Source organism: Chryseobacterium proteolyticum (assembly GCF_046591535.1).
Taxonomy (GTDB): domain Bacteria; phylum Bacteroidota; class Bacteroidia; order Flavobacteriales; family Weeksellaceae; genus Chryseobacterium; species Chryseobacterium proteolyticum.
This window is the reverse complement of sequence record NZ_JBJLWK010000003.1, coordinates 267,252-293,817: the sequence shown is the minus strand read 5'-3', so window position 1 is coordinate 293,817 and position 26,566 is coordinate 267,252. Positions and strand designations below refer to the sequence as shown.

Below are 26,566 nucleotides of genomic sequence, written 5' to 3'. Positions count from 1 at the left end.
TAAATTAAAGGTAAGAAATTTTATTTTGTTGGTTTTTGCCTTTTTAACGGTGGAGTTTTTAATTCAAAACATTAACTTTGTGTATTCACAACGCAAACTATATTATGCAGAATATTAAAGTAGCAGTAGATGCAGTTATATTTGGATACTTTGATAAGAAGGATCTTCAGGTTCTTTTGATAAAAAGAAAAATTGATCCTTTCAAAGGAGGATGGGCATTACCGGGCGGATTGGTTCTTGATGATGAAAATCTTGATGATGCTGTAAAAAGGGAACTGTATGAAGAGGCTGGCATAAAGCCCGATTTTCTGGAACAACTTTATACTTTTGGTAATGTGGGTAGGGATCCCAGGAACAGAGTCGTTTCTATAGCTTATTTAGGCTTGGTAAACCCTTCTTACTATGAACTATTTGCAGATTCCGATGCCGAAGACGCACAATGGTTCAGTGTTAATCAGCTTCCAAAGCTTGCTTTTGATCATAAAGGAATACTGGATATTGCGTTAAAAAGACTTCGTACGAAAATTCAATACCAGCCGATTGGTTTCAATCTTCTTAATGAGGAATTTCCGTTTTCTGATCTGGAAAACCTCTATAAAACAATCATTGGCCAGGAAATAGACCGTAGAAATTTCCGTAAAAAGATCATGAGCTATGGTCTTCTCAATGAAACCAACAACCTTAAAAAAGAGGGGAGCGGAAGACCGGGAAAACTATTTACTTTTAATCAGGAGAAATATAAGGAACTAGAGGAGCAGGGATTTTATTTTGAAATCAAATAGAAGTATAAACCATATATTTCTAAGTAAATACATAATAACAAATGATCATCATATCAAATGAAACGGGCTTTAGCCTGTTTTTTTTACAAGTTAACCCTAAATAAGTGTGGTAAACTAATTGATTCGATGGACTGTTTAAAATGAAAATGAACAGTAATAAATTAATATAATTGAAAATCAATAGTTTGCGCTCATTAGTGTAAAATTAACGCAAATAAATTTGGAGGGAAATAAAGTATTCTCTTACATTTGTGTAATAATAACGCAATCATGAAATATAATATGCAAAATATCATCCAAAAGTTTCAAAATAAAGAGGAGTTGGAATTCTTATTTTTCTGGGGTCATACAGCCAAAGATCAGATCACGAAGGCGTGTTTCAGTCAGTGGTATCCGACTGAACTTGAAGAAGGAGGAGTTATTTATAAAACGGCAGAGCATTATATGATGGCAGAAAAAGCAAGAATATTTAATGATAAGGATATCGAAGCTCTTATCATTGAAGCACAGGACCCAAAGGAGGCAAAGGGATTAGGAAGAAAGATTAAAAACTTTGATCATCATATCTGGGATGAGCATAAATATGAAATTGTAAAGAGAGGAAACTTTTTTAAATTTTCGCAAAACGCAGAGCTTAAAAAATTTCTGTTATCAACGGGTGATAAGCTTATTATTGAAGCAAGTCCTTATGATAAGATCTGGGGAATAGGGATGCTGGAATCAGATCCTGAAGCAAAAAATCCGCTTCATTGGAAAGGAGAGAATCTTTTAGGGTTCGCTTTAATGGAGGTCCGGGATGATCTAAAAGAATGATATGGTCCGGGGGATTTATTATCCGTTAAGGAACTAAGGTAAGATAGTAATCAGCAGTGAAAATATGCATTCGGGAAGGATGTTATGTTCATCAATGAAGAATACATTCTTTTAAACAAGATAAACTTATGTCCTGTTTAATTAGCGTAAAAACAACACAAATATTAACTCTTAAAAAAGTAAAGCTATGTTTGGTTTCAGACACATCAAATTCGATTCAATGACTTACGTTCTTCATTTTAAAAATGGGAAAACCGTAAGAGAAGGAAGAGGGCTATCATTCTTTTATTTTGCCCCAAACAGTTCTATTGTAGCAATTCCGATGGGAAGTAATGATCTGCCGTTTATTTTTAATGAAAATACGCTTGATTATCAGACGGTAAAAATCCAGGGACAGATCAGCTATAAAATTATTGATCCAAAAGCTTTATCCAATACATTGGATTTTACGGTTAACGAATCAGGAGTATATAAGAAAAATGATATTGAGAAGCTTAACCAGAGAATCATTAACCTGGCACAGACTTCTACTTCATCATTTATCCATGAAATGAGTTTAAAAGATGCCATCCGCTCCGCTAAGAAGATTGAGGAACATATTTTAGTGGGACTTAAGGCTTCAGAAACCATCCAAACGATGGGCATTGAAATATTGGGAGCCAGTATTCTGGCGGTTCAAACCACTCCGGAAATGGCCAGGGCATTAGAAACGGAAACCAGGGAGAAACTCCAGCAGCAGGCAGATGAAGCCATTTATGAGAGAAGAAACTTTGCCGTGGAGCAGGAAAGAAAGATCAAAGAATCTGAGCTGAATACAGAGATAGCAGTTGAGGAAAAACAAAAACAGATCGAAGAAAAAAGAATGGAAACAGAGATCCAGCAGGAGGAAAATAACAAGATCCTTAGAGAAATGAAGATTGCTGCTGATATTTCCGTTGAAAATCAAAGAAAACAGCTGATAGAGCAAAAGACAGAAAATGACAGAAAAGAAGCTGAAACCCAGGGCTATGTATTGGAAACCTCATTGAAACCATATAAAGAAATGGATTGGAGGGTTCTAAGTGCTTTGAGTGGAAACCAGGATGCAAGATCCAATATTGCACTGGCTTTTAGAGAGCTTGCTGAAAATGCAGGAAAAATAGGAAACTTAAACATAAGCCCGGATTTATTGGAAAATCTCTTAAAACAGCATTAAGCGATGAAAGGAATGAAAAGCATTTAAAATAAGCAATTGAAGTAAAGCCATGAAACCAGAATACGCAATTATTATTAAGAACAAAACGAGATTGGAAGCTTTGATTGAACGGTTCAATACAAAAGCACAGGCCCGGTTTTACATTGAAAGTTCAGGGGGTGATTTTCAAGAATATGTTACTGAACATGAAAAGTTCTATCAGTCATTTCTTGAAGTCCAGACAAAACTTTCCAAAGTAATTAAAAATAAAGTGGTAGAACGAGAATTTATACCCTCCTTTATTTTCTCTGAAAAGAATTTAATTGTGGTGGTTGGGCAGGATGGATTGGTAGTGAATGTAGCAAAATACTCTAAAAATATACCTATCGTAGCAATTAACCCTGACCAGGAAAGGTATGATGGAGTACTGCTTCCTTTTAATACAAAAACCTTTCTGGATGGCATTCATTCTGTTATAAACGAAAATTTTAGTTCAAAGAGAATGAAGTTTGCTGAAGCAGTATTGAATGACGGACAAAAGCTCCTGGCTGTAAATGATCTTTTCATTGGTGTTTCTTCCCATAGCTCAGCAAGGTATAAGGTGGCTATGAACGGAAAAGAAGAGATGCATTCTTCCAGTGGAATTATTGTTTCTACAAAGACAGGAAGTACCGGCTGGCTAAGCTCGATCTTTAATATGGCCTATGGAATTTTAGGATCTAAAGAACTGGAATATCCGGAACTCAATGAAGATGATCTATACTTTGCGGTGAGAGAACCTTTCAAAAGTAAAGCAACACAAACGGAAATTTGCAGTGGGCGCATAAAAAGAGGAAATAGGCTCGTGATAGAGTCATTAATGCCAAATAATGGTTTTATATTTAGTGATGGAATTGAACAGGATTTTTTGCAGTTCAATAGTGGTGCAACCGTAGAAATTAAGCTGTCTGATGAAGAGGCGGTTTTGGTGATATAACAAAATAAAGCATGAAAGGGATACAGTATTTAAAAGGAGACGCAACGGACCCTCAAAAAGATGGGAATAAAATTATTGCACATATCTGTAATGATATAGGTGGTTGGGGAAAAGGTTTTGTATTAGCTATCTCCAAAAAGTGGAAGTATCCTGAAAAGGAATATAGAAATTGGTTTAAATCTGACATAAATTTCAATCTTGGAGAGATCCAATTGGTTAAAGTTGAATCAGAAATATGGATCGCTAATATGATAGGTCAACATAAAGTTATTACTAATTCTCAGGGAGTGCCTCCAATACGATATAAAGCTGTAGAACAATGTTTAGAGAAGCTATCTATTGAGGCTTTGAGGTTAAAGGCAAGTATCCATATACCTAGGATAGGTTGTGGCCTGGCCGGTGGAAAATGGGAGGAAATCGAACCAATCATTGGAAGGACATTGGTGAAGTATAAGATTGAAATATATGTTTATGATTTTGAATAAGCATTAAGAATAAAAAGAACAATGGAAACAATAACACTTTACAGACCTGTAGGAGAAAAGGAAATGATATTAATTATTAAAAGTGATTATAAAAAATTTCCACCAAGACTGGAATGGCAACCTATTTTCTATCCGGTATTGAATGAAGATTACGCTTCAGAAATTGCTGAGAAATGGAACACAAGGGATGAAGCTGGGAATTATCTTGGATTTGTAACGAAATTTGAAGTTCTCCGGAATGAGGTTGATAAATACCCAGCTGAGAATGTAGGTGCTAAAAACCATAATGAATTGTGGGTACCAGCAGAAAATTTAGATGAATTTAATCAGGCTATAATTGGTGAAATTAAAGTAGTAAAAGTATTTATTGGAGTTGATTATGTCACCTCTGAGTATAAAGAAATAACCAACCTGATATTAGATATAAACAACAACAATGACAAATAAAGGAATGGCTAAAAATACATTGGAAATTTTAGCTAATAAATATTATATAAATACGAAGGGAAAGAAGATAGAATTAAGTAATGAAATTGAAATTTGTAAAAAAGAAACAGTATTATTTACTTCAGATGAATTATCAATATTGTCCGAAACTATAAAAGAAAAAAAACATTTTTGAAACACAAATTGAAACATGGAATTGTAGTTCTTTAAAAGCGATTTTGCAATTAGCCATAGAAGAAGATGAGGAAAAGCTAATGTGTCTCAATTTTGCATCTGCTAAAAACCCCGGCGGAGGATTCATTAGTGGAGCCGAAGCACAGGAAGAAAGCTTGGCAAGAAGTTCAGCGCTTTATATCAGTCAACTTGAAGCTGAAAACTTTTACAAAACTCATCGTGGAATGAAATCTTGTTTTTATACGGATAATATGATTTACAGCCCATATGTCCCAGTTTTTAGAAAAGATAAAGGAGAACTGTTAGAAAAGCCTATACTGTGCAATTTTATAACCTCTGCAGCTGTAAATGCAGGAGTTGTAAAAAGACAAGAACCAGAAAAGGCAGATCAAATTATAAATGCAATGGATGTAAGAATGGATAAGATGTTTGCTTTAGCACTTAATAAAGGAAATGAAACCTTGATTTTGGGGGCTTGGGGCTGCGGTGTTTTTAGGAATAATCCTAATGATATTGCTCAATTATTCAGAAAATACTTAGAAGGAAAATATAAGAATAGATTTAAAAGAATCATTTTTGCTGTTCTCACCAAGAATGAAGAGATGTTAAATTTATTCCAAAATTTAATAACCAAAAAACAATGAAGAAACTAACCATATTAAGCGGTGCAGGAATTAGTGCCGAAAGCGGAATAAAGACATTCAGAGACGGAGATGGTCTCTGGGAAAATCATAATGTAACAGATGTGGCTAGCCCTGAGGGCTGGAGGAGGGACAGAGCATTGGTTTTGGAGTTTTACAATCAGAGACGCCGCCAGCTTCACGAAGTAGAACCTAATGATGCCCACCGGCTGTTAGCAGAGCTTGAGAAGTATTTCGATGTACAAATCATTACTCAGAATATAGATGATCTTCATGAAAGGGCAGGATCAACCAACATCCTCCACATCCATGGAGAATTGTTTAAGTCATGTTCGAGTCATAACAAAGACCTGATCTATGAGCAAAAAGATGATATTAACGAGGGTGATAAAGCCGAAGACGGATCTCAGTTAAGACCATTTATCGTTTGGTTTGGAGAAGATGTGCCTTTATACAATGTAGCAAGAGAAAAGGTAAAAGAAGCAGATATTTTAATTGTTATCGGAACTTCCTTGCAGGTATATCCGGCAGCAGGTCTGATCCATGAAATTAAAGATGATTGTCTTTTGATCGTTATCAATCCCAATGAAACGGAGTTCGGATACGGTAAAAGAGCTGTAGTGATGAAAGAAAGTGCAACAAGAGGAATGAAATTATTGTTTGATAAGCTTGTAAATATGGCATAATGGAGAATGTGGTAAAATCTGGAATTTTCGGCGTTTGTGTTGGAGATGCGTTAGGGGTTCCTGTTGAATTTAAGAAAAGAGAAGATTTAAGGAAATCACCGGTTACCGGAATGAAAGCGTTCGGAACACATAATCAACCAGCAGGAACTTGGAGTGATGATAGCTCGTTAACGCTTTGTCTTGCAGAAGTGCTTGTGAAAGGATATAATTTAGAAAAAATAGGCCAAGGTTTTGTCAGATGGTATGAACATGGACATTGGACTCCACATGGAAGAGTTTTCGATGTAGGGATTGCAACAAGACAAGCAATTCATAAGATAGGTAGAGGGAACGTTCTTCAACTATGCGGAGGCAGCAGTGAAAAAGATAATGGAAACGGCTCCTTAATGAGGATTTTACCCCTATTGTTTTATATAAAAGGTTTTTCTTTGGAGCAGAGGTTTGAAATTATAAAAGAAGTTTCTTCCATTACCCATGCACATATTCGTTCAGTAATTTCATGTTTTATTTACTTAGAATTTTTATTGGAAATATTACACAGAAAAAATAAACTGGAGGCCTATCAAAATATGTGTATTGTAGTAAATCAATTCTTAGATAATAATCCAATTTGCTCTCAGGCTGAAATGAATCTGTTTGAAAGAATTTTAAATAATAATATTTCGAAATGTGCAGAAGATGAAATTAAAAGCGGAGGATATGTTCTACACAGTTTAGAAGCTTCTTTATGGTGTTTTATGAATTCAGAAAGTTATTCTGAAGCGGTATTGAAAGCGGTTAACTTAGGTGAAGATACCGATACTACAGGGGCTATAACAGGAGGAATTGCTGGAATTTATTATGGTTTTGAAAATATTCCTGAAGACTGGATTTCAGAATTGGTAAGGAAGGAAGATATTGAAAAAATATGTGAAAAGCTGGAGACAAAATATTTTAGTAAGTAATAGAGCAATGAATATTATAAGTGAATATTTTAAAGTATAATTGAAACAACAGGAATTCAAGTAAGATCTGATCATGAAGAATATTATTGCTAAATAAAAAACATAATCATGAACGAAATAGAAAATAAAAGAATAAGTAAATTTTTAAGCCTGATTCTCCGTCATCAGCCAGAAACAATTCATCTGCATTTAGATGAAAATGGTTGGGCGGATGTGGAAGAATTGATTACAAAATCGGCCCGCAAAAGAGTGCATTTTACGATGGAGGAATTAGATGAGGTCGTAGAAACAAATAACAAAAAAAAGGTTTGCTTTTAACGAAGATAAAACGAAAATACGAGCTAACCAGGGACACTCTATTAATATAGATCTGGCATTGATTCCTCAGCAGCCTCCGGAATATCTCTACCATGGAACTGCAGAAAGTAATATCAGATCCATTATGGAAAAAGGGATTGAAAAAAGAAGCAGGCAGCATGTTCATCTGAGTGCAGATAAAGATACTGCTACAAAAGTGGGAATGCGTCACGGAAAACCTGTAATTTTGACCATCCGGACAGGCAAAATGTCTGAAGAAGGAATTCAGTTCTATCTTTCAGACAATGGAGTCTGGCTGACGGATTTTGTTGACACGAAATATATTTCAAAGTAAAAATGAAGAGAAAGTTAGTAATAGGTGATATTCATGGAGGTTTTAAAGCGCTGATCCAGGTTCTTGACCGGGCTCAGGTAAAAAGTGATGATCAATTAATCTTTCTTGGAGATTATGTAGACGGCTGGAGTGAATCTTCCCAGATTATTGCCTTTCTGATTGAACTTTCAAAAAAGCAGGATTGTATTTTTATTAAAGGAAACCATGATGCCTGGTGTGAAGACTGGCTTTCTTTCAGAGAAACTCCTGAAGTATGGCTCAATAATGGAGGGAGAAAGACTATCGAAAGTTATGATGCCTATTCCGAAATAGAAATACAGCAACATTTGGAGTTTTTTCAGCATATGAAAAACTATGATGTAGACGATCAGAACCGTTTATTTATTCATGCCGGATATTCTTCAATGCACGGCCCGGAAAGAGAGGTCTATTCCAGTAATTACCGATGGGATCGGACGCTTTGGGAAACGGCTGTTTGTATGGATAAAAAGCTGAGCAAGAACTCTGAATTATATCCTAAAAGGCTGCTTTTGTATAACGAGATATTTATTGGGCATACCCCTACTATTGACCTGGGAAGCAAAGAACCTCTACACAAAGCCAATGTCTGGAATCTGGATACCGGGGCTGCTTATACAGGATCATTGTCCATTATGGATGCAGACACCAAAGAGTTCTGGCAGAGTGATCCTCTTCCTGCTTTATATCCTGATGAGACAGGGAGGAATGGGTAGCTGCTAATCGAGAAATCAATGATAATCAGAGACATTCTTACTTCTTTAAAAGAAACCCCCGGTCTTTATGATTAACCAAAAGATTCATCAATAATTTCAGTAATTTTATAATCTGAAATTTTATCTTCATGAAACTTAAATTTGTTCTATTATTACTTAGTTCTTCATTGTTTTTTTCACAGCAATCTTTCCAGACGCCTTTTGAAAAAGGAAATGGCAACCAGACCGTTACCTATGATGAGATGAATAACTATTACCAGGATCTGGCTAAAAAATTTAATACAATTCAATACCTTAAAAAAGGGGAAGATGATAACGGAAAGCCCATCTATCTTGTTATCTATAATCCGTTTCCGGAAAAAGATATTGAAAAACTGAGAAAAGAAAAAGCAATCCTTTTTGTTAATAATGGAATCCATCCGGGAGAACCGGACGGAATTGATGCAACCATGATGCTCATTCGGGATCTTGCCACAAAAAAAAATAAAGACTCCACAGAATTTTATCATAGCAGCTATTTCAGCATATAACGTAAGCGGAATGCTGAACAGAGGGTCTTACTCCAGAGCGAATCAAAACGGTCCGGAACAATACGGATTCAGAGGAAATGCCAGGAACTATGATCTGAATAGGGATTTTATTAAAGCCGATTCTAAAAATGCCAGAAGTTTCCAGGAAATATACCAGTGGCTGAAGCCGGATGTCTTTATCGATAACCATGTAAGCAACGGGGCAGATTACCAATATACGTTTACTTATATTTCAACTTTTAAAGAACGTCTGGGAAATGTACTGGGAAATTATTTTTACAATGATTATCAGGCAAAGAACCTGCAGGATTTAAAAAAACTGGGATATGAGAGCACTCCTTATGTGAATATTCACGGGGATGTCCCTGAAATCGGATTTGCTGCCTTTGAAGATTCACCACGATACTCAACGGGATATACTTCTTTATTCAACTCATTGGGCACAGTTCCGGAAACGCATATGCTCAAACCTTACGACAAAAGGGTTGATGCAACGTATAAGTATATGCTTGTTAACCTTCAGAATCTGGATAAAGAGTATAAAAAGATCAAAGACTATCGTATTGAAAACCTAAAGCAATATCAGCCAGGAAAACAATATGGTATCCGCTGGAAGATTGATTCTACAAAATTTTCCACGATGGATTTTAAAGGATATGAAGGAAAATATAAACCCAGTGAAGTATCCGGAAAACCAAGATTGTATTACGACAGGACAAGTCCTTTTACAAAAAATATAAAATTGTTTACGACGGCTGTTCCTACGGGTTACATTACAATTCCAAAATATTATGTCATTCCGCAGTCTCAGTACAGGGTTATTGAAGAATTCAAAAGGAATAAAATAGAAATGAAACCGATTCAAAAGGACAGTGCAATAGCGGTGGAATCCTATAAGATCAATGATTTTAAAACGGTTAAAAATCCATACGAAGGACATTATCTTCATTATGAAACAACGGTTGATAAATCCGATAAAAAAGTGAATTTCCTGAAAGGTGATTATATAGTTTCTACACAGCAGCCGGGAGTTAAATACATTATTGAAACCCTTGAGCCGGAAGCATTGGATTCCTTCTTTAACTGGAATTTCTTTGATGGTATTCTGGCACAAAAGGAATATTTTTCAGCATATATCTTTGAAGATACCGCGGCTGAACTATTAAAAAAAAGACCCTAAACTGAAAAAGGAGTTTGAGGATAAAAAATCATCAGATAAAAAATTTGCAGATGATGGTGCTGCTCAGCTAGACTGGGTTTATAAACATTCTCCTTATTTTGAAGAAAAGACATTCAGGCAATATCCTGTGTATAGGATTTTGTAAAAAGTAAAGGCGTTTCAGATGAAACGCCTTTTTTTTATTTTGGTAAGCCTCTTTTTAAAGCATAGTTGGCTCGTTCAACAGCTTTTTTCTCTTTCCAGTCCATATACCTTTTTTTTGAAATTGGACTTCATGATATCATCAAATTTACGCTGTACCGTAAGATTCCATAAAGAGTGTGCTTTTACTGCCCAGGATTTATCCCAAGCCCTTAAGGAAATAGAGAAACTTCCGTCCAGATACTTCATCCAGTGCCACCATCCTGTAGGCATAAACAAGGTGTCTCCATGTTCAAGGAAGCATTCAATACCTTCCACTCCGTCAAGCGCCGGGAATTTAGTGAAATCAGGATTCTCAATATCGTAATCTTCCAGAGCATACGTAGCATAAGGAATCTGATAAAGTCTTTCTTTCCATTTGTAATCAAAGAGCATGATATGTTTTCTGCCGTTGAAGTGCGTATGGAAGATATGCGCCATATCGATATCAAAATGAAGGAAAGTAACGGAACCTTTTCCTCCAAAGAACATATTCGGATATTTATCAAGGAACCCTCCCATTAATTCTTTGGGAGAAATATAATCTTCAAGAAGTTTTGGAGCAAATTTGATCGGGTCAAAAAGGAAGATTCTAAGATCTGTAGGCTCTTTCTGAATCAAATCGATATAATCTCCAAATTTCATTTTGGCTGCAGATGCATTGATGGGAGCAGACGGGTCAGCCTTTGAGCTGTCATATAAGGGGACTTCTACATCACCTACCGTTTCCTTCATATAATCCATTGTCCATTTTTGATATGCAGGCCATTTTTTTGCCATGTTTTTGATGACAACGGGCCTTCTCGGCTTTAGATATTTTTCGTAGAAATCTTCTTTACTGATATCGTCTACAACATCTATAGGCTTTAAAATAATTCCCATTCTGTAAATTTTATGTTACAAAATTATTAAATTAAATAAATATAATATTGTGTTTAAGTTTTTTTTTAATCTATGATTCAAATCACTATCATAAATATTTAGACCAGATAAAAATAATAAAAAGAAGTGTAATGCAATAGTATTTTATTTATAATGCGTAATAATTAAAGGACTCCACAAAATTTAGAATTCAATACAAATAGTCTTAGTATCCAACAAAAAATTATGGGTTCCGATTGAATCAAAACCTATAATTAAGAATTTTGTAAAATAAGAATATTTACTTAGGCAGGCCTCTGCGTAAGGCTATTTCCGCTCTTTTTATGGCTATTTTTTCCTTCCAGTCCATGTATTTCTTCTTGAAATTGACCTTCATAATATCATCGAATTTACGTTGTACCGTAAGATTCCAGATAGAGTGGGCCTTTACAGCCCAGGATTTATCCCATGCTCTTAAGGAAAGAGAGAAACTTCCGTCCAGATATTTCATCCAGTGCCACCATCCTGTGGGCATAAACAAGGTATCCCCATGTTCCAGAAAGCATTCTATACCTTCGATCCCATTCAGTGCGGGAAATTTGGTAAAATCAGGATTTGAAATGTCATAATCCTCCAATGCATAAGTGGTATAAGGGATCTTATATAATCTTTCTTTCCATTTATTTTCAAAAAGAATAACGTGCTTTCTCCCGTTGAAGTGGGTATGAAAAATATGGGGAAGGTCTATATCGTAATGCAGAAAAGTAACGGACCCTGTTCCTCCGAAAAACATGGAAGGATATTTATCCAGGAAGCCGCCCATTAAATCTTTTGGAGAAATATAATCGTCCAGCAGCTTATTGGCATATTTAATAGGATCAAAGAAAAAAATACGAAGATCGGTAGGTTCTCTTTGGATCAGGTCTATATAATCGCCAAACTTCATTTTTGTAGTAGGGGTATTGATCGGTGCTGAGGGATCAGCTTTGGAACTGTCATATAATGGAACTTCTACGTCTCCTACTGTCTCTTTGATGTGGTCCATTGTCCATTTTTGATATGCAGGCCATTTTTTTGCCATATTTTTGATGACAACAGGCCTTCTCGGCCTTAGGTATTTTTCGTAGAATTCTTCCTTAGTAATGTCATCTACAATGTCAATAGGCTTTAAGACAATTCCCATTTTATAAATTTTATGTTACAAAACTATTAAATAAATATTGATATTAAGTAAATTAAGATTTATTTAACCTATGGCTTTAATCATTTATTTTATTTAGTCAAAATAAAATGAAGCAAAACTTATATCCCTAAAATACACAAACAAAAAAAACCAAAAAAAAATTATCACTAAAAACATAGTGAAAAACAGTGTTTTAACTTATTTGCCTGAAATGCATCTCTATAGATGTGTAACAAAAAACACCGAATAATAACTAATTAAGCAAATAACTAGAATTATGAAAAAGAATATTACTTTATTTCTGATGATTTTTCTTTCTGTGCTTACTTATGCACAAAAGACGATTACAGGAAAAATCACAGATGAAGATGGTGTTCCTATTCCAAGCGCAAGTGTAACGGTGGAAGAACCGGGTAAAGATGCGATCTTAGCTTATGGAATTACCAATTCAAAAGGGGAATATAAAGTAACTTTTACTACAGCAGAGTCTAATGTTGATTTGAAAGTAAAGGCATTTAACCAAAAACCATTAACTAAACAGATAAGCAACAGTGATCAGACGCTAAGTTTTAAAATGCAGTCTGAGGCTACCGAGATTAAGGAAGTTCAACTGAAAACCAAGATGATTACGGCGAGAGGGGATACCATTGCGTATGATCTTAAAGCTTTTGACAGTAAGAGTGACAGGACGCTGGCTGATGTGATGAAAAAGATTCCTGGTATTGAGGTTAATACGGACGGAACGATACTTTATCAGGGGAATGCGATCAATAAATTCTACGTTAATGGGAAAGACCTGATGGAAGGAGGATACGGAACGATTAATAATTCTTTACCAAAGGATGCTGTACAGAAAGTAGAAGTACTTGAAAATCACCAGCCTGTAAAAATCCTTCAGGATAAAGTACCTTCCGACCAGGCGGCAATCAATATTAAATTAAAGAATTCCGTTACCATGACTGGTAGAGGAGAAGTAGGAACAGGATTTGGAGAACCTTGGCTCTGGAATGTGAAACTGACCCCTATGTTCTTTGGACAGAAAAGCCAATGGGTAGTTAATTATAAAACCAATAATATGGGAGAGCAGGTTGAAAATGAAGGAAATATATTGGCTTTTGGAAACAGGTTCGAAGGAAAGAGGATTAATGCCTCACAAAATGACTGGCTCAATGTAGAAAATGCAGACACTCCCAGCCTTCCGGTAAAAAGATACTTATTAAATAATGTCCACTATTTATCCGCTAATTATTTAACCAATATCGATAAAAAGAAAGAATGGGAACTTAAGGCCAATGCCAACTATACAAATAATGCAGTAGAAAGAGAAGCTTACAACAGGAAAGATTATTTCGATGGAAGCTCCAATACAACTAATATTCTTAATAATTTTTATACGGATAAAGCTAAAGGAGAATTGATTTTTACAAAGAATGCAAAAAAAGGATTCTTCAAGAATACAACAAGCTTTTCTCAATACTGGAATGCAGACAGAGGACTGGTAGACAGAACCGACCTTACTTCCGGAAAACAAAGAAATGCAGGGGAAAGCCTTGAATCTCCTACGACATCATTTCAAAACTCCTTAAGTACGATTATACCATGGAAGGAAAAAATGGTGAACCTTTTATCCTATGTAAGCTATCAGACAGACAGGCAAACATTGGAAGTTTCTCCAACATCATATCTGGATATCCCTGGATTCAAAGTGTTACCGAATTCTGATTTTGTTACCCAAAACCTAAGGCTTAAAACTTTTGAGGCAAATCATTCTGCAAATATTGGATTTTCTACAAAGGGATGGACCTTTACTCCTGAAGTAGGATTTAATTTCAAAACAACGGATCTGGTTTCAGACCTGTATAACATTGAAACAATTCCATCCACGAATCCGAATGATCTACCGACACTTCCTACCGCATACAGCAATGACCTGAGATATTCCACAGCAACTCCTTATGGAAGCTTAGGTGTTAATTATAAAAATGATTCCTGGATGCTTTATGCCAACTTCCCGGTCAATTCTAATAATATTAAAGCGGAGGACCCGTTCAGAAATGTTTCTAAAACGATTAATAAAGTTACATTTGAGCCAAGTGTTTTTGCTCAATATACATTTGCTTCATTCTGGAAAGCGTCGGTAAACGCGAATATCAATAATAATTTTGGAGAAATTAATACAGCATATTCAGGATTCTTGATGACTTCTCCAAGTGGAATTAATGCAATGGATCCAAAAAATCCAATTCCTCAGAACAACAATAAATCAGCAGGAACAAGAATTGAATACAGAAACCCGCTGAATAATTTATTCTTTAATGTAAACTACAGGTATTCCGATGCGAAAAGAAACCTGATTTCCAATCCTACAATCAATGGTGCGGGATATACAATAATGAATTACAAAGAACAGGATAATCATGTATTGAATAATGGATACAGTGCAGAAGTTGGAAAGTATTTTCCAAAGTTTAAAACCAATGCCTCCCTTAGCTATAGTAACAACACCGTGAAATCAGACCTGTTTTTAAATAATGATTCCTATACCAACAAGAATAACAGCCAGTCGTACGGAATTAAATTCAATAATACTTATTTCAGCTGGATGAGTATAGATTATAACGCAAGTATTTCCCGAACAAAACAGACCAGTGTTGGAAAGGTTAGTTCTAACGCTACCAGAACAGGCTTCACCCATAATCTTGGACTTTTCTTCTATCCTATAGAAAATCATACGGTCGGGTTCAATTGGGATCAGGTGAATACAAATGCAGCTGAACAGAAGTACCATAACGGATTCTACGATGTGTCCTATCAGTTTACCTGGGCTAAGAAGAAAGTAGATTTCGAACTGAAGTGGATGAATATTGCGAATAAAAAGGTATTTGAAACCTATGATATTAATACGACCAATATTACCTATACGAGATATCAGCTTCGTCCAAGTCAGGTAATGTTTACCGTGAAATTTAACTTCAAATAATAAACTACATAAACAGAAAAAGCCAATCCCTTGGGATTGGCTTTTTCATTTAAACTATATTTTAAAAGCTTTGTACGTCTGCAGACGGACCGTAACTTCCCGGCAAAGGAATATCGTTGAGCCTGTAGTATACTCCCAGCTGAGCTCTGTGGTGGGTAATTTGATTTAAACTGTGGCGGATTGATGCATACTTGGTCCATTTTGCCAATTCATGCCCGTTATGTTTTAAAGCCCAGGTAGAATTCAGGTCATCTTCTTTTGCATTTTCCAATGCGTCGATACCCGATTTATAGTTCTCATCCAGTTTTTTTAATAAATCTTCTTTCGTAGCAGACGTGGTTGGATGTTGTGCGGTTCCAAAATCCAGTTCAGATGTTTTCAGCATGGTGTTGGGCCACTCAAAAACATCAGCAAGATGGTTGGCAAGCGATTTCATTTTCATGCTTTTTTCGTGAGGAGCATACTCATTTTTGTCATCGGGATAGAGGTCAAAAAATTTTCTGGTGGTTTGATACTCACTATCAAGTTCGGATTTTAATTGAGCTAATGTGTCCATATTAATTTTGTTTTTAGGTATTTAAAGTTAAAACTTTTATAGCTGTAAAGGTTTTGACGACATAATAATCTTTAAAAATGAATATGAAAAAAGAAGATGCCACTGAAAATAATTTTTTATATAGCTATTAACCTGGCGGAGCCATATTTCCGGGGTTTACCATAAAGAACTTATAAATAAAGAGAAAAAAGTTGTAACATTTTTGATACAATAGCAACTAATTAGTAAACATTATTACAATGAAAAAGTTGCTTTCAGTATTCTTAATTGCTCTTTTTGCTTTTGCCAATGCTCAGGAGTCTAAAGAAACTGCAAACCGTTTCTTTTACGAACTTACTTTTAAACCTAAAAAAGATTCTACTAAAATAGATAAGGTTATTACGATATTGGATATTACAGATAAAAACAGATCGATTTATCAGGATTATACCATTATCGCACAGGATTCGATCCTGAAGGTGGAAATAGAAGCAATGCAGAAGGCAGGTGTGATGAAAGACCTTTCAAAAACAATCAGACAGCCTAAAATTTCTGCCAGGGTTTATAAATTTTATCCAAGCATGAAAGTGCAGTATGTTGATAAAATTGCCAGTGGATTTACTCCAAGTAATATCGGATATAACGAGGAGCCGAAATTCAACTGGAATATTCTTACCGACAAACAAAAAATAGGAGCTTATAATACACAAAAAGCAACCACAGAATTCGGAGGAAGAAAATGGACAGCATGGTTCAGTACGGATCTGCCTTTCCCTGACGGTCCTTACAAGTTTTCTGGTCTTCCGGGTCTGATTGTCAAGATAGAGGACGATGCAAAAGATTATTCATGGGTGCTTCAGGGAAATAAGAAGGTGAAAGATTACACAGAATATTCATACGTAGAAAACCTGATGCAGGCGAAAGGAGGAAAGGTAAACGAACTAACCAGAGAAAAATTCGAAAAAACGTATAACGATTTCAAAAAAGATCCTTTTGCTACTCTGAGACCGATGATGACACAGGACATGCTTTCCAAGACCATACCGGGAATGGATGGAACTGTAGGTGATATGTTGAAGAAACAGGAAAAACAATACAAAGATTTCTTTAATGCCAATGATAACCCGATTGAGAAGGTTGAAATAACTGACAAAAAGAAAAAATAGACATTCAATTAACTAAATTATATTTTATCAAATGAACCCAAATGTTTTTACAGCATTTGGGTTTATTTTTTTTAAGACTAAGGTTATTTAGATTAAATTTAAATAGCGTACATTTGCATGTACAAAAAGCAGGCTTTGAAAGAGAAGGATTTACATAAATTAAGCGGATTCCCTAAGAACAAAATGGGGAAGATATTGGGTTATGATAATGATCATCTAAAGATGCCAAACAAAATTATAGAAATGGGTCTTTTACCGGAAACCGTTTTCAGGATTTTGTATCAGGCTCCATTTAGTGGTCCCATGTATGTTGAATTTGGAGATGAAAAAAGCCGTATAGCCCTCAGAGAAGAAGAAGGGGATTATATAATTGTACAAGAATGGGATTAATGCAGGAAAATAAGAAAAAAAAGGTACTTTTAGTTGGAAATCCGAATGTAGGAAAATCCACGGTTTTCAATACACTCTGTAATAAAAAACAGAAGACCGGGAATTATGCCGGTGTTACCGTAGCAAGCTATTCCGGACATTACAGCTACAAGGATGAGGAAGTGGAAGTGGTAGATTTACCGGGTTCTTACAGTATATATCCGAGCTCTGAAGATGAAGCTATTTTTTCAAAATTTCTGATCGATGAGCAGCAAAACTATGCCGGAGTTGTTTATATCCTTGAGGCCTTAAGTTTAAAAAGGGGGCTTCTTTTGTTTCAACAGATCCAGGATCTGGGTATTCCTCTTATTTTGGTAGTTAACCAGATCGACCAGGCTCAAAGACGCGGGATTGATATCGATATCCAGCAGTTCTCAAATGCTTTAAATATTAAAATTATCCAAACCAATGCTAAAGAGCAAATTGGAATAGATCAGATAAGGGAAGCTGTTTTTAATAATGATTTTAAAAAAACGGAAAAAACTTCTTTTGAAATTCCGAATGAACATAAAGATTTTATAGCAAAAATTGTGGCTCATAAGGGCTTGGATAGTGATTATGAAGCCTGGATGAGTATATCATCGGGAGTAGAACTCAGCAAAATAGAATCTGTTCATGATATTCTCAATAGTCCGGATGCTAAAAGTCTGGTTCCGAAGAGACTACAGGTTCAGGAGACAGTAAGAAGATACCAGAATGTTGATAAGATATTAGCGAATGTAATCACTAAAAAGCCACAGTTCAAAGAACTGCTTACCGAAAAGCTGGATAAAGTTTTGGTGCATAAGTTCTGGGGATATGTGATTTTCATGCTGATCTTACTTATTATATTCCAAAGCGTATTCTTCCTTGCGGAGTATCCGATGAACTGGATCGAAAGTTTCTTCTCATGGCTGTCCGCATTCACCGGCGAGCATCTTCCTGAAGGACCGGTAAATTCACTTGTTTCTAATGGAATTATCCCGGGATTAGGAGGGATTATGGTATTTGCTCCTCAAATCGGAATTTTGTTATACTTCTTATATCTGTTAGAAGATTCAGGATATATGGCAAGGGTAATCTTCCTGATGGATAGGTTTTTAAGGCCATTTGGACTCAACGGGAAAAGTATTGTCCCATTGGTTTCCGGAACAGCTTGCGCGATCCCTGCAGTGATTTCCACACGTAATATCGAAAACGTTAAGGAAAGACTACTGACCATTTTAGTAACTCCTTTCATGACCTGTTCTGCAAGACTTCCTGTATATAGCATCATTATCGGCTTGGTTATTTCAGACAAAAGCTTTTTAGGAATAAAGTATAAAGCTCTGGTATTAATGGGAATGTATTTGCTAGGATTTCTTGTCGCTTTATTTTCAGCAGCCATCTTAAAAAGATTTATTAAAGATAAAGGTAAAACATACCTTGTAATGGATTTGCCTACTTATAAAAAACCATTGTTCGGATATGATTTCAAAATGGTTTTAGGAAAGGTTTGGGACTTTATAACGGGAGCAGGAAAGATAATCTTTATTGTAAGTATTATCATCTGGTTCTTAAGTTATTTCGGACCGGCACAGAAGACCAATCAAATGGTTGCTACAGATGTTAAGCTGGATCACTCCTACCTTGCAAAAATGGGTAAGGCTATAGAGCCGGCCATTGCTCCTTTGGGTTATGATTGGAAAATGGGAGTAGGAATCATTACCAGTTTTGTAGCTAGAGAAGTTTTTGTAGGTACAATGTCTACCTTATACAGCCTGAGTGATGATGCTCCTGAAGTAAAAGTAATTGACAAAATGAGACACGATGTGAAACCAAACGGTGAAAAAGTGTTTAATTTTGCAACAGGAATATCTATCCTTTTATTTTATGCATTTGCAATGCAGTGTGTTTCCACACTTGCAGTAGTCTACAGAGAAACAAAAAGCCTTAAATGGACAGGCTTTCAGGTTGTTATGATGACTGGTTTGGCATATTTTGTGTCTATGTTTATTTATCAAATTCTAAAATAATGAACTCTTCATTAATTTTTCAATACATTATCGTACTACTCATTGTAGGATTCGCCTGTTACTCTCTTTTCAGAGTGATCAGAAAGAATTTTGCACCTAAAAAATTCAGTTCTAAAGGAGGAGGTTGTGATAAAGATTGCGGTTGTTCATAAATTTGTCACACAAATAATGTAAATAATTTCTAATTTTGCTCAGCCTTACGCAGAATATAAATAGAATTTAAACTTACAAAAGACCTACAATGTCATTAATTAAAAGTATTTCAGGAATCCGGGGAACGATCGGGGGAAAAGTAAATGATAACTTAACTCCACTTGATGTGGTAAAGTTTGCTTCCGCTTTCGGGACCTGGCTTCAGAACAATAAAAACAAAAAAAACTTAACGCTTGTTATAGGAAGGGATGCAAGGATTTCCGGTGGAATGGTTTCTTCTCTGGTAACAGCTACATTACAGGGACTGGGGATCAATGTTATTGATCTCGGACTTTCCACAACACCTACCGTGGAAATTATGGTTCCGGAACTGAAGGCGGACGGAGGAATTATCCTTACCGCTTCCCATAATCCAAAACAATGGAACGCCCTTAAATTGTTGAATGAAAAAGGAGAATTCATCAGTGGTGAGAACGGAGCAGAGATGCTGGCAATCGCTGAAAGTGAAGATTTCAACTTTGCGGAAGTAGACGATTTAGGGAATTATGAAACAAGGAACGATGCCTTTGATATTCATATCCAGCAGATCCTTGATCTTCCCATGGTAGATGTTGAAGCCATTAAAGCCAAAAAATTCAAAGTTGTTTTAGACGCTGTGAATTCTACAGGTGGAATAGCGATTCCGATGTTGCTGGATAAACTTGGATGTGAAACCATAAAACTGTATTGTGAGCCTAACGGACATTTTCCGCACAACCCGGAGCCTCTGAAAGAACATTTGGGAGACATCTGCGAACTGGTAAAAAAAGAAAAAGCAGATTTCGGAGTGGTAGTGGATCCTGATGTTGACAGGCTGGCTCTGATCGATGAAAAGGGAGAGATGTTTGGAGAAGAGTATACATTGGTTGCAGTGGCGGATTATTTATTAAAACATAAAAACGGAGTTGCCATATCCAATCTTTCTTCGAGCCGTGCATTGAGGGATATCGCCCGGAATCATAATTCTGAATATTTCGCAAGTGCGGTAGGAGAGGTAAATGTTGTTACCCTGATGAAAGAGAAAAATGCGGTTATCGGAGGAGAAGGAAACGGAGGAATTATTTATCCTGATCTTCACTACGGAAGAGACTCTTTGGTAGGCGTTGCCCTTTTCCTTACTTATCTGGCAAAAGAAAACAAAACCGTTTCAGAGCTGAGAGCAGGATATCCAAGCTATTTTATGGGGAAAAAGAAAATTGAACTTACCCCTGAAATCAACGTAGATGATATTTTAGCCAAAATGGAAAAAGAATATCAGAACGAAGAAGTTTCTACCATAGATGGAGTGAAAATAGATTTTGAAAACAACTGGGTTCACCTTCGTAAATCGAATACGGAACCTATTATCAGAGTCTATACTGAGGCCAAATCCCAGGAAGAGGCAGATCAGCTGGCAGACCAGATTATAGCGAAAATAAATAGCCTGATTTAAAAAGATGAAAGAACGGAACTTTATGTTCCGTTCTTTTTTTATATTTAAATATGTTTGAGCATCTAAAAGCAAAGTTTCCGTTTCCGAAAACAAAATGTGTCCGATTTATCAGGGAATTCAAACGCATTGAAGTACCGGCAAAGACCATTCTTTTAAAAGAGAATGAGGTGTCCTTGCATGCCTATTATATTGAAAAGGGATTGGCAAGAGCCTGGTATAACAATGACGGAAAGGATGTTACTTTTCAGTTTTTTACGGAGAATACCATGTTTTCTTCTTTGGAAAGCTTCAGAAAAGGTCTGCCGAGCATGGTTTCCTTTGAGACCATAGAACCTTGCATTTTATGGAAAATAGATAAGCCCACCGTTGACCGGATTTTAGCAGAAATATATAATGATCCTGAGCTGAGGGATCGCTTTATGGATTCAGTCTTTGAGAGAACATTTGATTATATGAAGCATTTCTTTTCATTTATAAAAGACAGTCCTCAGCAACGTTACCTTGATCTTGCAAAGGAGAAACCTGAAATTATTAAAAGAGTTCCCCAGCATTATATCGCTTCTTACCTCGGAATTACGACCGTCCACCTGAGCAGAATAAAGGCCAAAATCCTCAAAGGAGGCTAGCGAAGTAAACTGATAACAAATGTTATTGCAGCAGGGGTTTCCTTCATCATAATTTTGTATAAAAATTAAAAAGAATGAAAGCAGCAGTAGTATTTGAAAAAGGAGCAACTCCTCAATATGCAGATTTTCAGGATCCTCAAGTTACGAAGGACAATGAGCAACTCGTCTATGTAAAAGCAGCATCCATCAAACATTTGGATAGGGCCAGAGCAAGCGGAAAACACTATTCTACGGAAAATGAGGAACATCAGCCTAAAATTATAGGAAGTGACGGAGCCGGAATATTGGAAAACGGAGAAAGAGTATATTTTTTCAGTAAAAGAGGAACGGTTGCAGAAAAAGCAATAGCTGATAAACATATGACTGTTCCCATTCCTGATGGATTGGATTTCGCTACAGCATCAGCATTACCTAATGCGATTATGGGCTCAGCAATGGGATTAAGGTTTAAAACACAATTAAAAACAGGAGAAACGGTCCTGATTAATGGAGCAACAGGGGTAACCGGAATGATTGCTGTACAGATCGCAAAATTATACGGAGCTAAAAAAGTAATTGCCACGGGTAGAAATGAAGAAGCATTGCAGGCGCTTCGGGAGTTGGGTGCCGATGAGGTTATTTCCTTGAAAATGAATGATGGGGAGTTTACGCAGAAAATAAAGGAAATTCATAGCCAGACTCCTATTGATGTAGTACTGGATTACATCTGGGGTCATTCTATTGAGCTTCTTCTGTCCTCCATAAAAGGAGATGGAAATTTTTCCCACAAAACAAGATTGGTGTCCGTTGGAGGAATGAGCGGAGACACTATTCAGCTGTCGTCACAGATACTCAGAGGAACTGATCTTCAGATTTCCGGTTCCGGATTGGGAAGTTGGACTCCTGAAGAGTTTAAGTTGTTGCTTACGGAAATTATCCCTCAAATGTTCCAGGCTGCAGCAGAAGGAAAAATAAAAATGGAAACTGAAGTTATTGATTTAGAAGATATTGAATCGGTATGGCAAAATGAAATTCCTAACAGAAAAAGGTTAGTAGTGTTAATTTAATGTGAATCCCTCTTTTTATCCACATTTCTTTCATTATATTCTTCTTTTTACTATCTTTAGGATAGAAAATTACGAAAACATAATTCAAAAAAAAAGTCGCAAATTTGCAGTAATTTTGAATTAACAATCTCAGAAGTAGTATATTAATTAAATAAGTTTGCCGAGGTTCGCAAGTAAATTCGGGCGTTGGCTGACGGAGGAAACAGTATATTGGAAGAATATTTTGGAAATGAACTGGTAAAAAAGTTCGAAGAAATGATTGAAAATAATGATGAATTCTACTTCGATACAGAAGAACTGGAAGACATTATTGTTTATTATCTGGAGCTGGGCGATTTTAACTATGCGGATAATGCTGTTAACTATGGCCTAAAGCTTCATCCTAATTCATTGGACATCAAGATCAAAAAGCTTGAAGTTCTTTTGGAGTGGGAAGATTATAATACGGCAAAAGAGCTAATAGACGAGTTAAAGGCTTCATCTATGGAGCACACGGACTTTTTAGTTTGCTACGCCAAGTATTATTCGAATTTGGGAAATCCTAGAAAATCCATTGAAATTTGTAAAAAAGCATTAGAACTGAAGGAAGAAGAAAACTTTCTTCACAACTTTATTGCGGATGAATATGTGAACTTAGGAGATCCTTTCAACGCTCTTAAACATTACAGAAAAGCATTGAAAGAAGACCCAACGGATGAATATGCGTTGGAAAACTGTATGATCTGCTTTAATGATTTAAAAAAGAGCGAGGAGGCTATTGCCTTTTTGAATGAATATTTAGATGAATTTTCTTATTCTGAAACCGCATGGTATGAATACGGACAGTTCTATTTCAACAGAAAGAATTATGAAGAAGCGATTAAAGGGTTTGATTATCTTTTAGCGATCAATTCATCTTCTGTAGGAGTATATGCGAATAAAGCAGCTTGTTACGAAGCATTAGGGCAATATAAAAAAGCCATTGAAGTATATGAGGAAATGCTGGAGTTGGAATATACCAAAGCGTTTACTTACTATAAAATCGGATTATGCTATAAAGCAATGAAGCAGCCGATCATCGCATTGAACTCTTTTCAGAAATCATTGAGGGAAGATCCTCAGTTCTATCTGTCTATGATGGAGCAGTCTTATTTGTATGAGGAAATGGGGGGGAATGGCTGAAGCGCTTCATTTTGCAAAAGAGGCAACTCATCTGAATGACAGCAACCTTGATTATCAAAAAAGGCTTGCATTTTTATTTATTGATGCTGGAAAATTTGAAGAAAGCCTTTCCTGTTTGAAAAAGCTTGTAGCTTCAGAACCGTCAAGGTTTTACAACTGGTATGCCTACTCAGAAGTATTAATGCTTTTGGGTGAATACGAAGAAGCCGTTACGATTTTATACAAAGCTATAGAAAATCATAACAGGGCAGAATTGTATTATCAGCTAAGCAACTGCTATTTCAACCTTAGAGATCAGGAAAAAGGAATTGAAACCCTTCAGAAGGCATTAGATCTGGACCCGACTCTTGTTCAGGATATGCAGAAGAAATATCCTTTCATTAAAGATGGGGTAAAAAAGGCTAAAGCCAAAGTGAAGAAAAAGAATTAACGAATCAATAATGGTTCTTAAATAAAAAATCCTGCAGTAATGCAGGATTTATTTTTTTACGGCAGGTTTTGTCCTTAAAAAGATCAAACCTCCTATAATGATCGCTGCGCCTACAAACTGGAGGAAAGTTAATTTTTCGCCATCCAGAATGCCCCAGATAATGGCAACAATAGGCATCAGTAAAGTAACGGTTGATGCAAAGAGCGGAGACGATACTTTCAGGAGCCTGTAATTCATGGTCATGGCCAGTCCTGTTCCAAAAATCGACAATAAGCTTACAAAAAGCAATCCCGTCATATTGTCTTTTGAAAAACTAAACTCCGAGAAAAATCCTGTTAATGCTAAAGCAATGATCGAAGGAAAAAAGAGTATAAAAGAGAATATAAATGAGGATAAAATAACAGAAGACAATTCCATAAGCTTCGATTTTACAGTGGTCGTACTTATCGCATAGCATAATGTAGCCAGCAATAACAAAGCAATCGGAATCATTTTAAATTTCGCTCCGTCTCCTCCTCCGAAAGCGAGGATGCATACTCCCGCAAAACTAATACAAACTCCTATAATCTGATGTTTTGTGGTTTCAAATTTCCATACCAGTGCGCCTACGATAATCACGCAAATGGGCATCATAGAATTGATAATCCCTGCAATACTGCTGCTTACTTCTGTTTCTGCAATAGGAAAGAGGAACATCGGGATAAAATTCCCCGTGATCGCTGCCAAAATAAGCCACTTGATGTGTTTTTTAGGAAATAGTTTATACTTCGAAATTGCGATAGGTAATAATATGATCCCTGCTATAAGGACCCTTAATGCACCTACCTGAAAAGGATTAAAATGTTCTAAAGATTTTTTAATTAAGATAAAAGAAGATCCCCAAATGAGACTGAGCAGCAGTAAGAGAATCCATTTTTCATTGTGTGCTTTCATTATTTTTGTGTAAGTAGTGTAAGAATTGTTTTTTGGGGATCATCCTTGCGCCGAGGCTTTCCAGATGTTCTGTATGGGACTGACAGTCAATAAGATCAAGCTGGTCTTTATAAGTTTCCACAAAATGGATAAAACCTGCTTTGGAAGCATTGCTTACTTTGGCAAACATACTTTCACCACAAAAGACGTTACCGATCTGGAGGCCGTAAAAGCCACCTACCAGTTCACCCTCTTTCCAAACTTCTATGCTTCTTGCCAACCCATAGTCATGAAGTGTGATAAATGATTCCATAAGTTCATCGGAAAGCCAGGTTCCGGCCTGGTCGACTCGGTTTATCTGCTGGCAGTTTCTGATGACTCCCCGGAAGTCTTTATTCTCAGTAAAGGTGAAAACTTCGCGATTGAGTATCTTACGCATCGATTTCGAAACCTTTAGTTCATCAGGGAACAAAACAAAACGGGGATCAGGACTCCACCAAAGAATTTCCTCCCCCGGATTGAACCAGGGAAAAATGCCCAGCTGATAGGCAAACCAAATTCTTTCTACCGATAAATCCCCTCCGAAAGCTATAACCCCTTCGTGCCCGTCATAAAGTTCCGGATCAGGAAATGAAATCTCGTTTTCGTCTAATCGAACCATGTTGAGGAAAAAAAAATCCCACTTAAAAAGCAGGATCTATATTTTTAATCGTTGTATCTAATTAAAAAGGTAAATCATCATCTTCGTCTCCCGCAAATGGATTTTCATTTGAAACCGGAGATCCGGATTGTGAAGGAGCTGCCTGAGTAGGTTCTGATCCGTTATCAAAAACTTTTTCTACTCTCCATCCTGTGATAGAGTTGAAGTATTTGGTTTCACCCTGAGGAGATGTCCATTCTCTTCCTCTGATGTTGATTCCCACCTTTACATTTTCTCCTTCTTTAAGGTTGTCTAATAAACTGATCTTGTCAGACAAAAATTCTATGTTTATCGGCTGTGGATACTGCTCCTGAGTTAAAATAACCATTTCTCTCTTTTGAAATCCGCTTGCAAATGTCTGAGCATCAAAAAGTTTCTTTACCGTTCCTTGTAATTCCATATCGTATATATTAACGATGTAAAAGTAAGAAAATGAAATGTAATAAAAGGGGTCAGGAAAAAAAAAATGCAGAAATTTTAATTTTTTTTGAAAAAAAGCCTTGTGATTGTAGAAAATTGCC

Annotated in this window: 24 protein-coding genes and 4 pseudogenes; 22 read left to right on the top strand and 6 right to left on the bottom strand. The window is 36.2% G+C overall.

Annotation, left to right across the window (positions count from 1 at the left end):
- Positions 1-104: 104 nt before the first annotated feature.
- From ACJ5H0_RS12225 to ACJ5H0_RS12165, 13 genes and pseudogenes are all read left to right on the top strand, one after another.
- Positions 105-782 carry an NUDIX hydrolase gene (locus ACJ5H0_RS12225; protein WP_172281656.1) on the top strand — a complete coding sequence of 226 codons (678 nt, stop codon included), beginning with the start codon at positions 105-107 and terminating at the stop codon, positions 780-782.
- Between the two features lie 270 nt (positions 783-1,052).
- A complete protein-coding gene (locus ACJ5H0_RS12220) occupies positions 1,053-1,595 on the top strand; it encodes an NADAR family protein (protein WP_411249738.1) in 543 nt (180 codons plus the stop codon).
- Positions 1,596-1,782: 187 nt separating this feature from the next.
- On the top strand, positions 1,783-2,790 hold the full coding sequence (locus ACJ5H0_RS12215; RefSeq protein WP_411249735.1) for an SPFH domain-containing protein: 1,008 nt from the start codon (positions 1,783-1,785) through the stop codon (positions 2,788-2,790).
- A 49-nt stretch (positions 2,791-2,839) separates the two neighbouring features.
- Complete coding sequence (locus ACJ5H0_RS12210; RefSeq protein ID WP_411249733.1) at positions 2,840-3,745, top strand: NAD(+)/NADH kinase; 906 nt, start codon at positions 2,840-2,842, stop codon at positions 3,743-3,745.
- Positions 3,746-3,756: 11 nt separating this feature from the next.
- Positions 3,757-4,230, top strand: coding sequence for a macro domain-containing protein (locus ACJ5H0_RS12205; RefSeq protein ID WP_411249732.1), 474 nt, complete (start codon positions 3,757-3,759; stop codon positions 4,228-4,230).
- 21 nt (positions 4,231-4,251) lie between these two features.
- Positions 4,252-4,677: an ADP-ribosylation/crystallin J1 gene (locus tag ACJ5H0_RS12200; protein WP_411249729.1), complete on the top strand. Its 426-nt coding sequence runs from the start codon at positions 4,252-4,254 to the stop codon at positions 4,675-4,677.
- On the top strand, positions 4,667-4,852 hold the full coding sequence (locus ACJ5H0_RS12195; RefSeq protein ID WP_411249727.1) for a poly(ADP-ribose) glycohydrolase domain-containing protein: 186 nt from the start codon (positions 4,667-4,669) through the stop codon (positions 4,850-4,852). The genes ACJ5H0_RS12200 and ACJ5H0_RS12195 overlap by 11 nt, the downstream gene beginning before the upstream one ends.
- Before the next feature lie 43 nt (positions 4,853-4,895).
- A complete protein-coding gene (locus tag ACJ5H0_RS12190; RefSeq protein WP_411249725.1) occupies positions 4,896-5,495 on the top strand; it encodes a TIGR02452 family protein in 600 nt (199 codons plus the stop codon).
- Positions 5,492-6,178, top strand: coding sequence for an SIR2 family NAD-dependent protein deacylase (locus ACJ5H0_RS12185; protein WP_411249722.1), 687 nt, complete (start codon positions 5,492-5,494; stop codon positions 6,176-6,178). The genes ACJ5H0_RS12190 and ACJ5H0_RS12185 overlap by 4 nt, the downstream gene beginning before the upstream one ends.
- Complete coding sequence (locus tag ACJ5H0_RS12180; RefSeq protein WP_411249721.1) at positions 6,178-7,122, top strand: ADP-ribosylglycohydrolase family protein; 945 nt, start codon at positions 6,178-6,180, stop codon at positions 7,120-7,122. Before ACJ5H0_RS12185 ends, ACJ5H0_RS12180 begins: the two co-directional genes overlap by 1 nt.
- A 108-nt stretch (positions 7,123-7,230) precedes the next feature.
- Positions 7,231-7,774: pseudogene (locus ACJ5H0_RS12175) on the top strand (RNA 2'-phosphotransferase).
- 2 nt (positions 7,775-7,776) lie between these two features.
- Positions 7,777-8,508, top strand: coding sequence for a metallophosphoesterase family protein (locus tag ACJ5H0_RS12170; protein WP_411249718.1), 732 nt, complete (start codon positions 7,777-7,779; stop codon positions 8,506-8,508).
- Between the two features lie 128 nt (positions 8,509-8,636).
- Positions 8,637-10,363 (top strand): annotated as a pseudogene (locus ACJ5H0_RS12165) (M14 family metallopeptidase).
- A gap of 34 nt (positions 10,364-10,397) precedes the next feature.
- Here ACJ5H0_RS12165 and ACJ5H0_RS12160 read toward each other — a convergent pair.
- Positions 10,398-11,280 (bottom strand): annotated as a pseudogene (locus tag ACJ5H0_RS12160) (cupin-like domain-containing protein).
- A gap of 280 nt (positions 11,281-11,560) precedes the next feature.
- Positions 11,561-12,442, bottom strand: a complete 882-nt coding sequence (locus tag ACJ5H0_RS12155; protein WP_172281630.1) for a cupin-like domain-containing protein — start codon at positions 12,440-12,442, stop codon at positions 11,561-11,563.
- A 277-nt stretch (positions 12,443-12,719) separates the two neighbouring features.
- Here ACJ5H0_RS12155 and ACJ5H0_RS12150 point away from each other — a divergent pair, with 277 nt between their 5' ends.
- Positions 12,720-15,422 (top strand): carboxypeptidase regulatory-like domain-containing protein, encoded by a 2,703-nt coding sequence (locus ACJ5H0_RS12150; protein ID WP_411249714.1) that lies wholly within the window; start codon positions 12,720-12,722, stop codon positions 15,420-15,422.
- 61 nt (positions 15,423-15,483) lie between these two features.
- Here the strand turns inward: ACJ5H0_RS12150 and ACJ5H0_RS12145 are convergent, their stop codons facing one another.
- Entirely contained in the window at positions 15,484-15,978 is a 495-nt protein-coding gene (locus ACJ5H0_RS12145; protein WP_172281626.1) for a DinB family protein, read from the bottom strand.
- Between the two features lie 239 nt (positions 15,979-16,217).
- Between ACJ5H0_RS12145 and ACJ5H0_RS12140 the strand changes: the two genes are divergently transcribed.
- The 8 genes and pseudogenes from ACJ5H0_RS12140 (at position 16,218) to ACJ5H0_RS12105 (ending at position 24,433) form a co-directional block, all read left to right on the top strand.
- A complete protein-coding gene (locus ACJ5H0_RS12140; protein ID WP_273650231.1) occupies positions 16,218-17,123 on the top strand; it encodes a GLPGLI family protein in 906 nt (301 codons plus the stop codon).
- A gap of 135 nt (positions 17,124-17,258) precedes the next feature.
- A complete protein-coding gene (locus ACJ5H0_RS12135) occupies positions 17,259-17,513 on the top strand; it encodes a FeoA family protein (protein WP_262888831.1) in 255 nt (84 codons plus the stop codon).
- Entirely contained in the window at positions 17,513-19,546 is a 2,034-nt protein-coding gene (gene feoB / locus ACJ5H0_RS12130) for a ferrous iron transport protein B (protein WP_172281621.1), read from the top strand. The genes ACJ5H0_RS12135 and feoB overlap by 1 nt, the downstream gene beginning before the upstream one ends.
- The gene (locus tag ACJ5H0_RS12125) at positions 19,546-19,698 is read left to right on the top strand and encodes a hypothetical protein (RefSeq protein WP_273650229.1); all 153 of its coding nucleotides are present in this window, start codon (positions 19,546-19,548) and stop codon (positions 19,696-19,698) included. The genes feoB and ACJ5H0_RS12125 overlap by 1 nt, the downstream gene beginning before the upstream one ends.
- An 89-nt stretch (positions 19,699-19,787) precedes the next feature.
- Positions 19,788-21,170 carry a phosphoglucosamine mutase gene (glmM, locus tag ACJ5H0_RS12120; RefSeq protein ID WP_411249712.1) on the top strand — a complete coding sequence of 461 codons (1,383 nt, stop codon included), beginning with the start codon at positions 19,788-19,790 and terminating at the stop codon, positions 21,168-21,170.
- A gap of 50 nt (positions 21,171-21,220) precedes the next feature.
- Entirely contained in the window at positions 21,221-21,796 is a 576-nt protein-coding gene (locus ACJ5H0_RS12115) for a Crp/Fnr family transcriptional regulator (protein WP_345991220.1), read from the top strand.
- A gap of 74 nt (positions 21,797-21,870) precedes the next feature.
- The gene (locus ACJ5H0_RS12110; protein WP_411249711.1) at positions 21,871-22,842 is read left to right on the top strand and encodes a quinone oxidoreductase family protein; all 972 of its coding nucleotides are present in this window, start codon (positions 21,871-21,873) and stop codon (positions 22,840-22,842) included.
- 210 nt (positions 22,843-23,052) lie between these two features.
- Positions 23,053-24,433, top strand: a pseudogene (locus tag ACJ5H0_RS12105) (tetratricopeptide repeat protein).
- Positions 24,434-24,481: 48 nt separating this feature from the next.
- On the opposite strand, the gene ACJ5H0_RS12100 reads toward ACJ5H0_RS12105, so the two are convergent.
- The 3 genes from ACJ5H0_RS12100 to ACJ5H0_RS12090 all read right to left on the bottom strand — a co-directional run bounded on the left by ACJ5H0_RS12100 (position 24,482) and on the right by ACJ5H0_RS12090 (position 26,445).
- Complete coding sequence (locus ACJ5H0_RS12100) at positions 24,482-25,366, bottom strand: DMT family transporter (RefSeq protein WP_172281611.1); 885 nt, start codon at positions 25,364-25,366, stop codon at positions 24,482-24,484.
- Positions 25,350-26,006, bottom strand: a complete 657-nt coding sequence (aat, locus tag ACJ5H0_RS12095; protein ID WP_273650225.1) for a leucyl/phenylalanyl-tRNA--protein transferase — start codon at positions 26,004-26,006, stop codon at positions 25,350-25,352. The genes ACJ5H0_RS12100 and aat overlap by 17 nt, the downstream gene beginning before the upstream one ends.
- Positions 26,007-26,067: 61 nt before the next feature.
- Positions 26,068-26,445 carry a DUF3127 domain-containing protein gene (locus ACJ5H0_RS12090; protein ID WP_172281607.1) on the bottom strand — a complete coding sequence of 126 codons (378 nt, stop codon included), beginning with the start codon at positions 26,443-26,445 and terminating at the stop codon, positions 26,068-26,070.
- Positions 26,446-26,566: the final 121 nt, after the last annotated feature.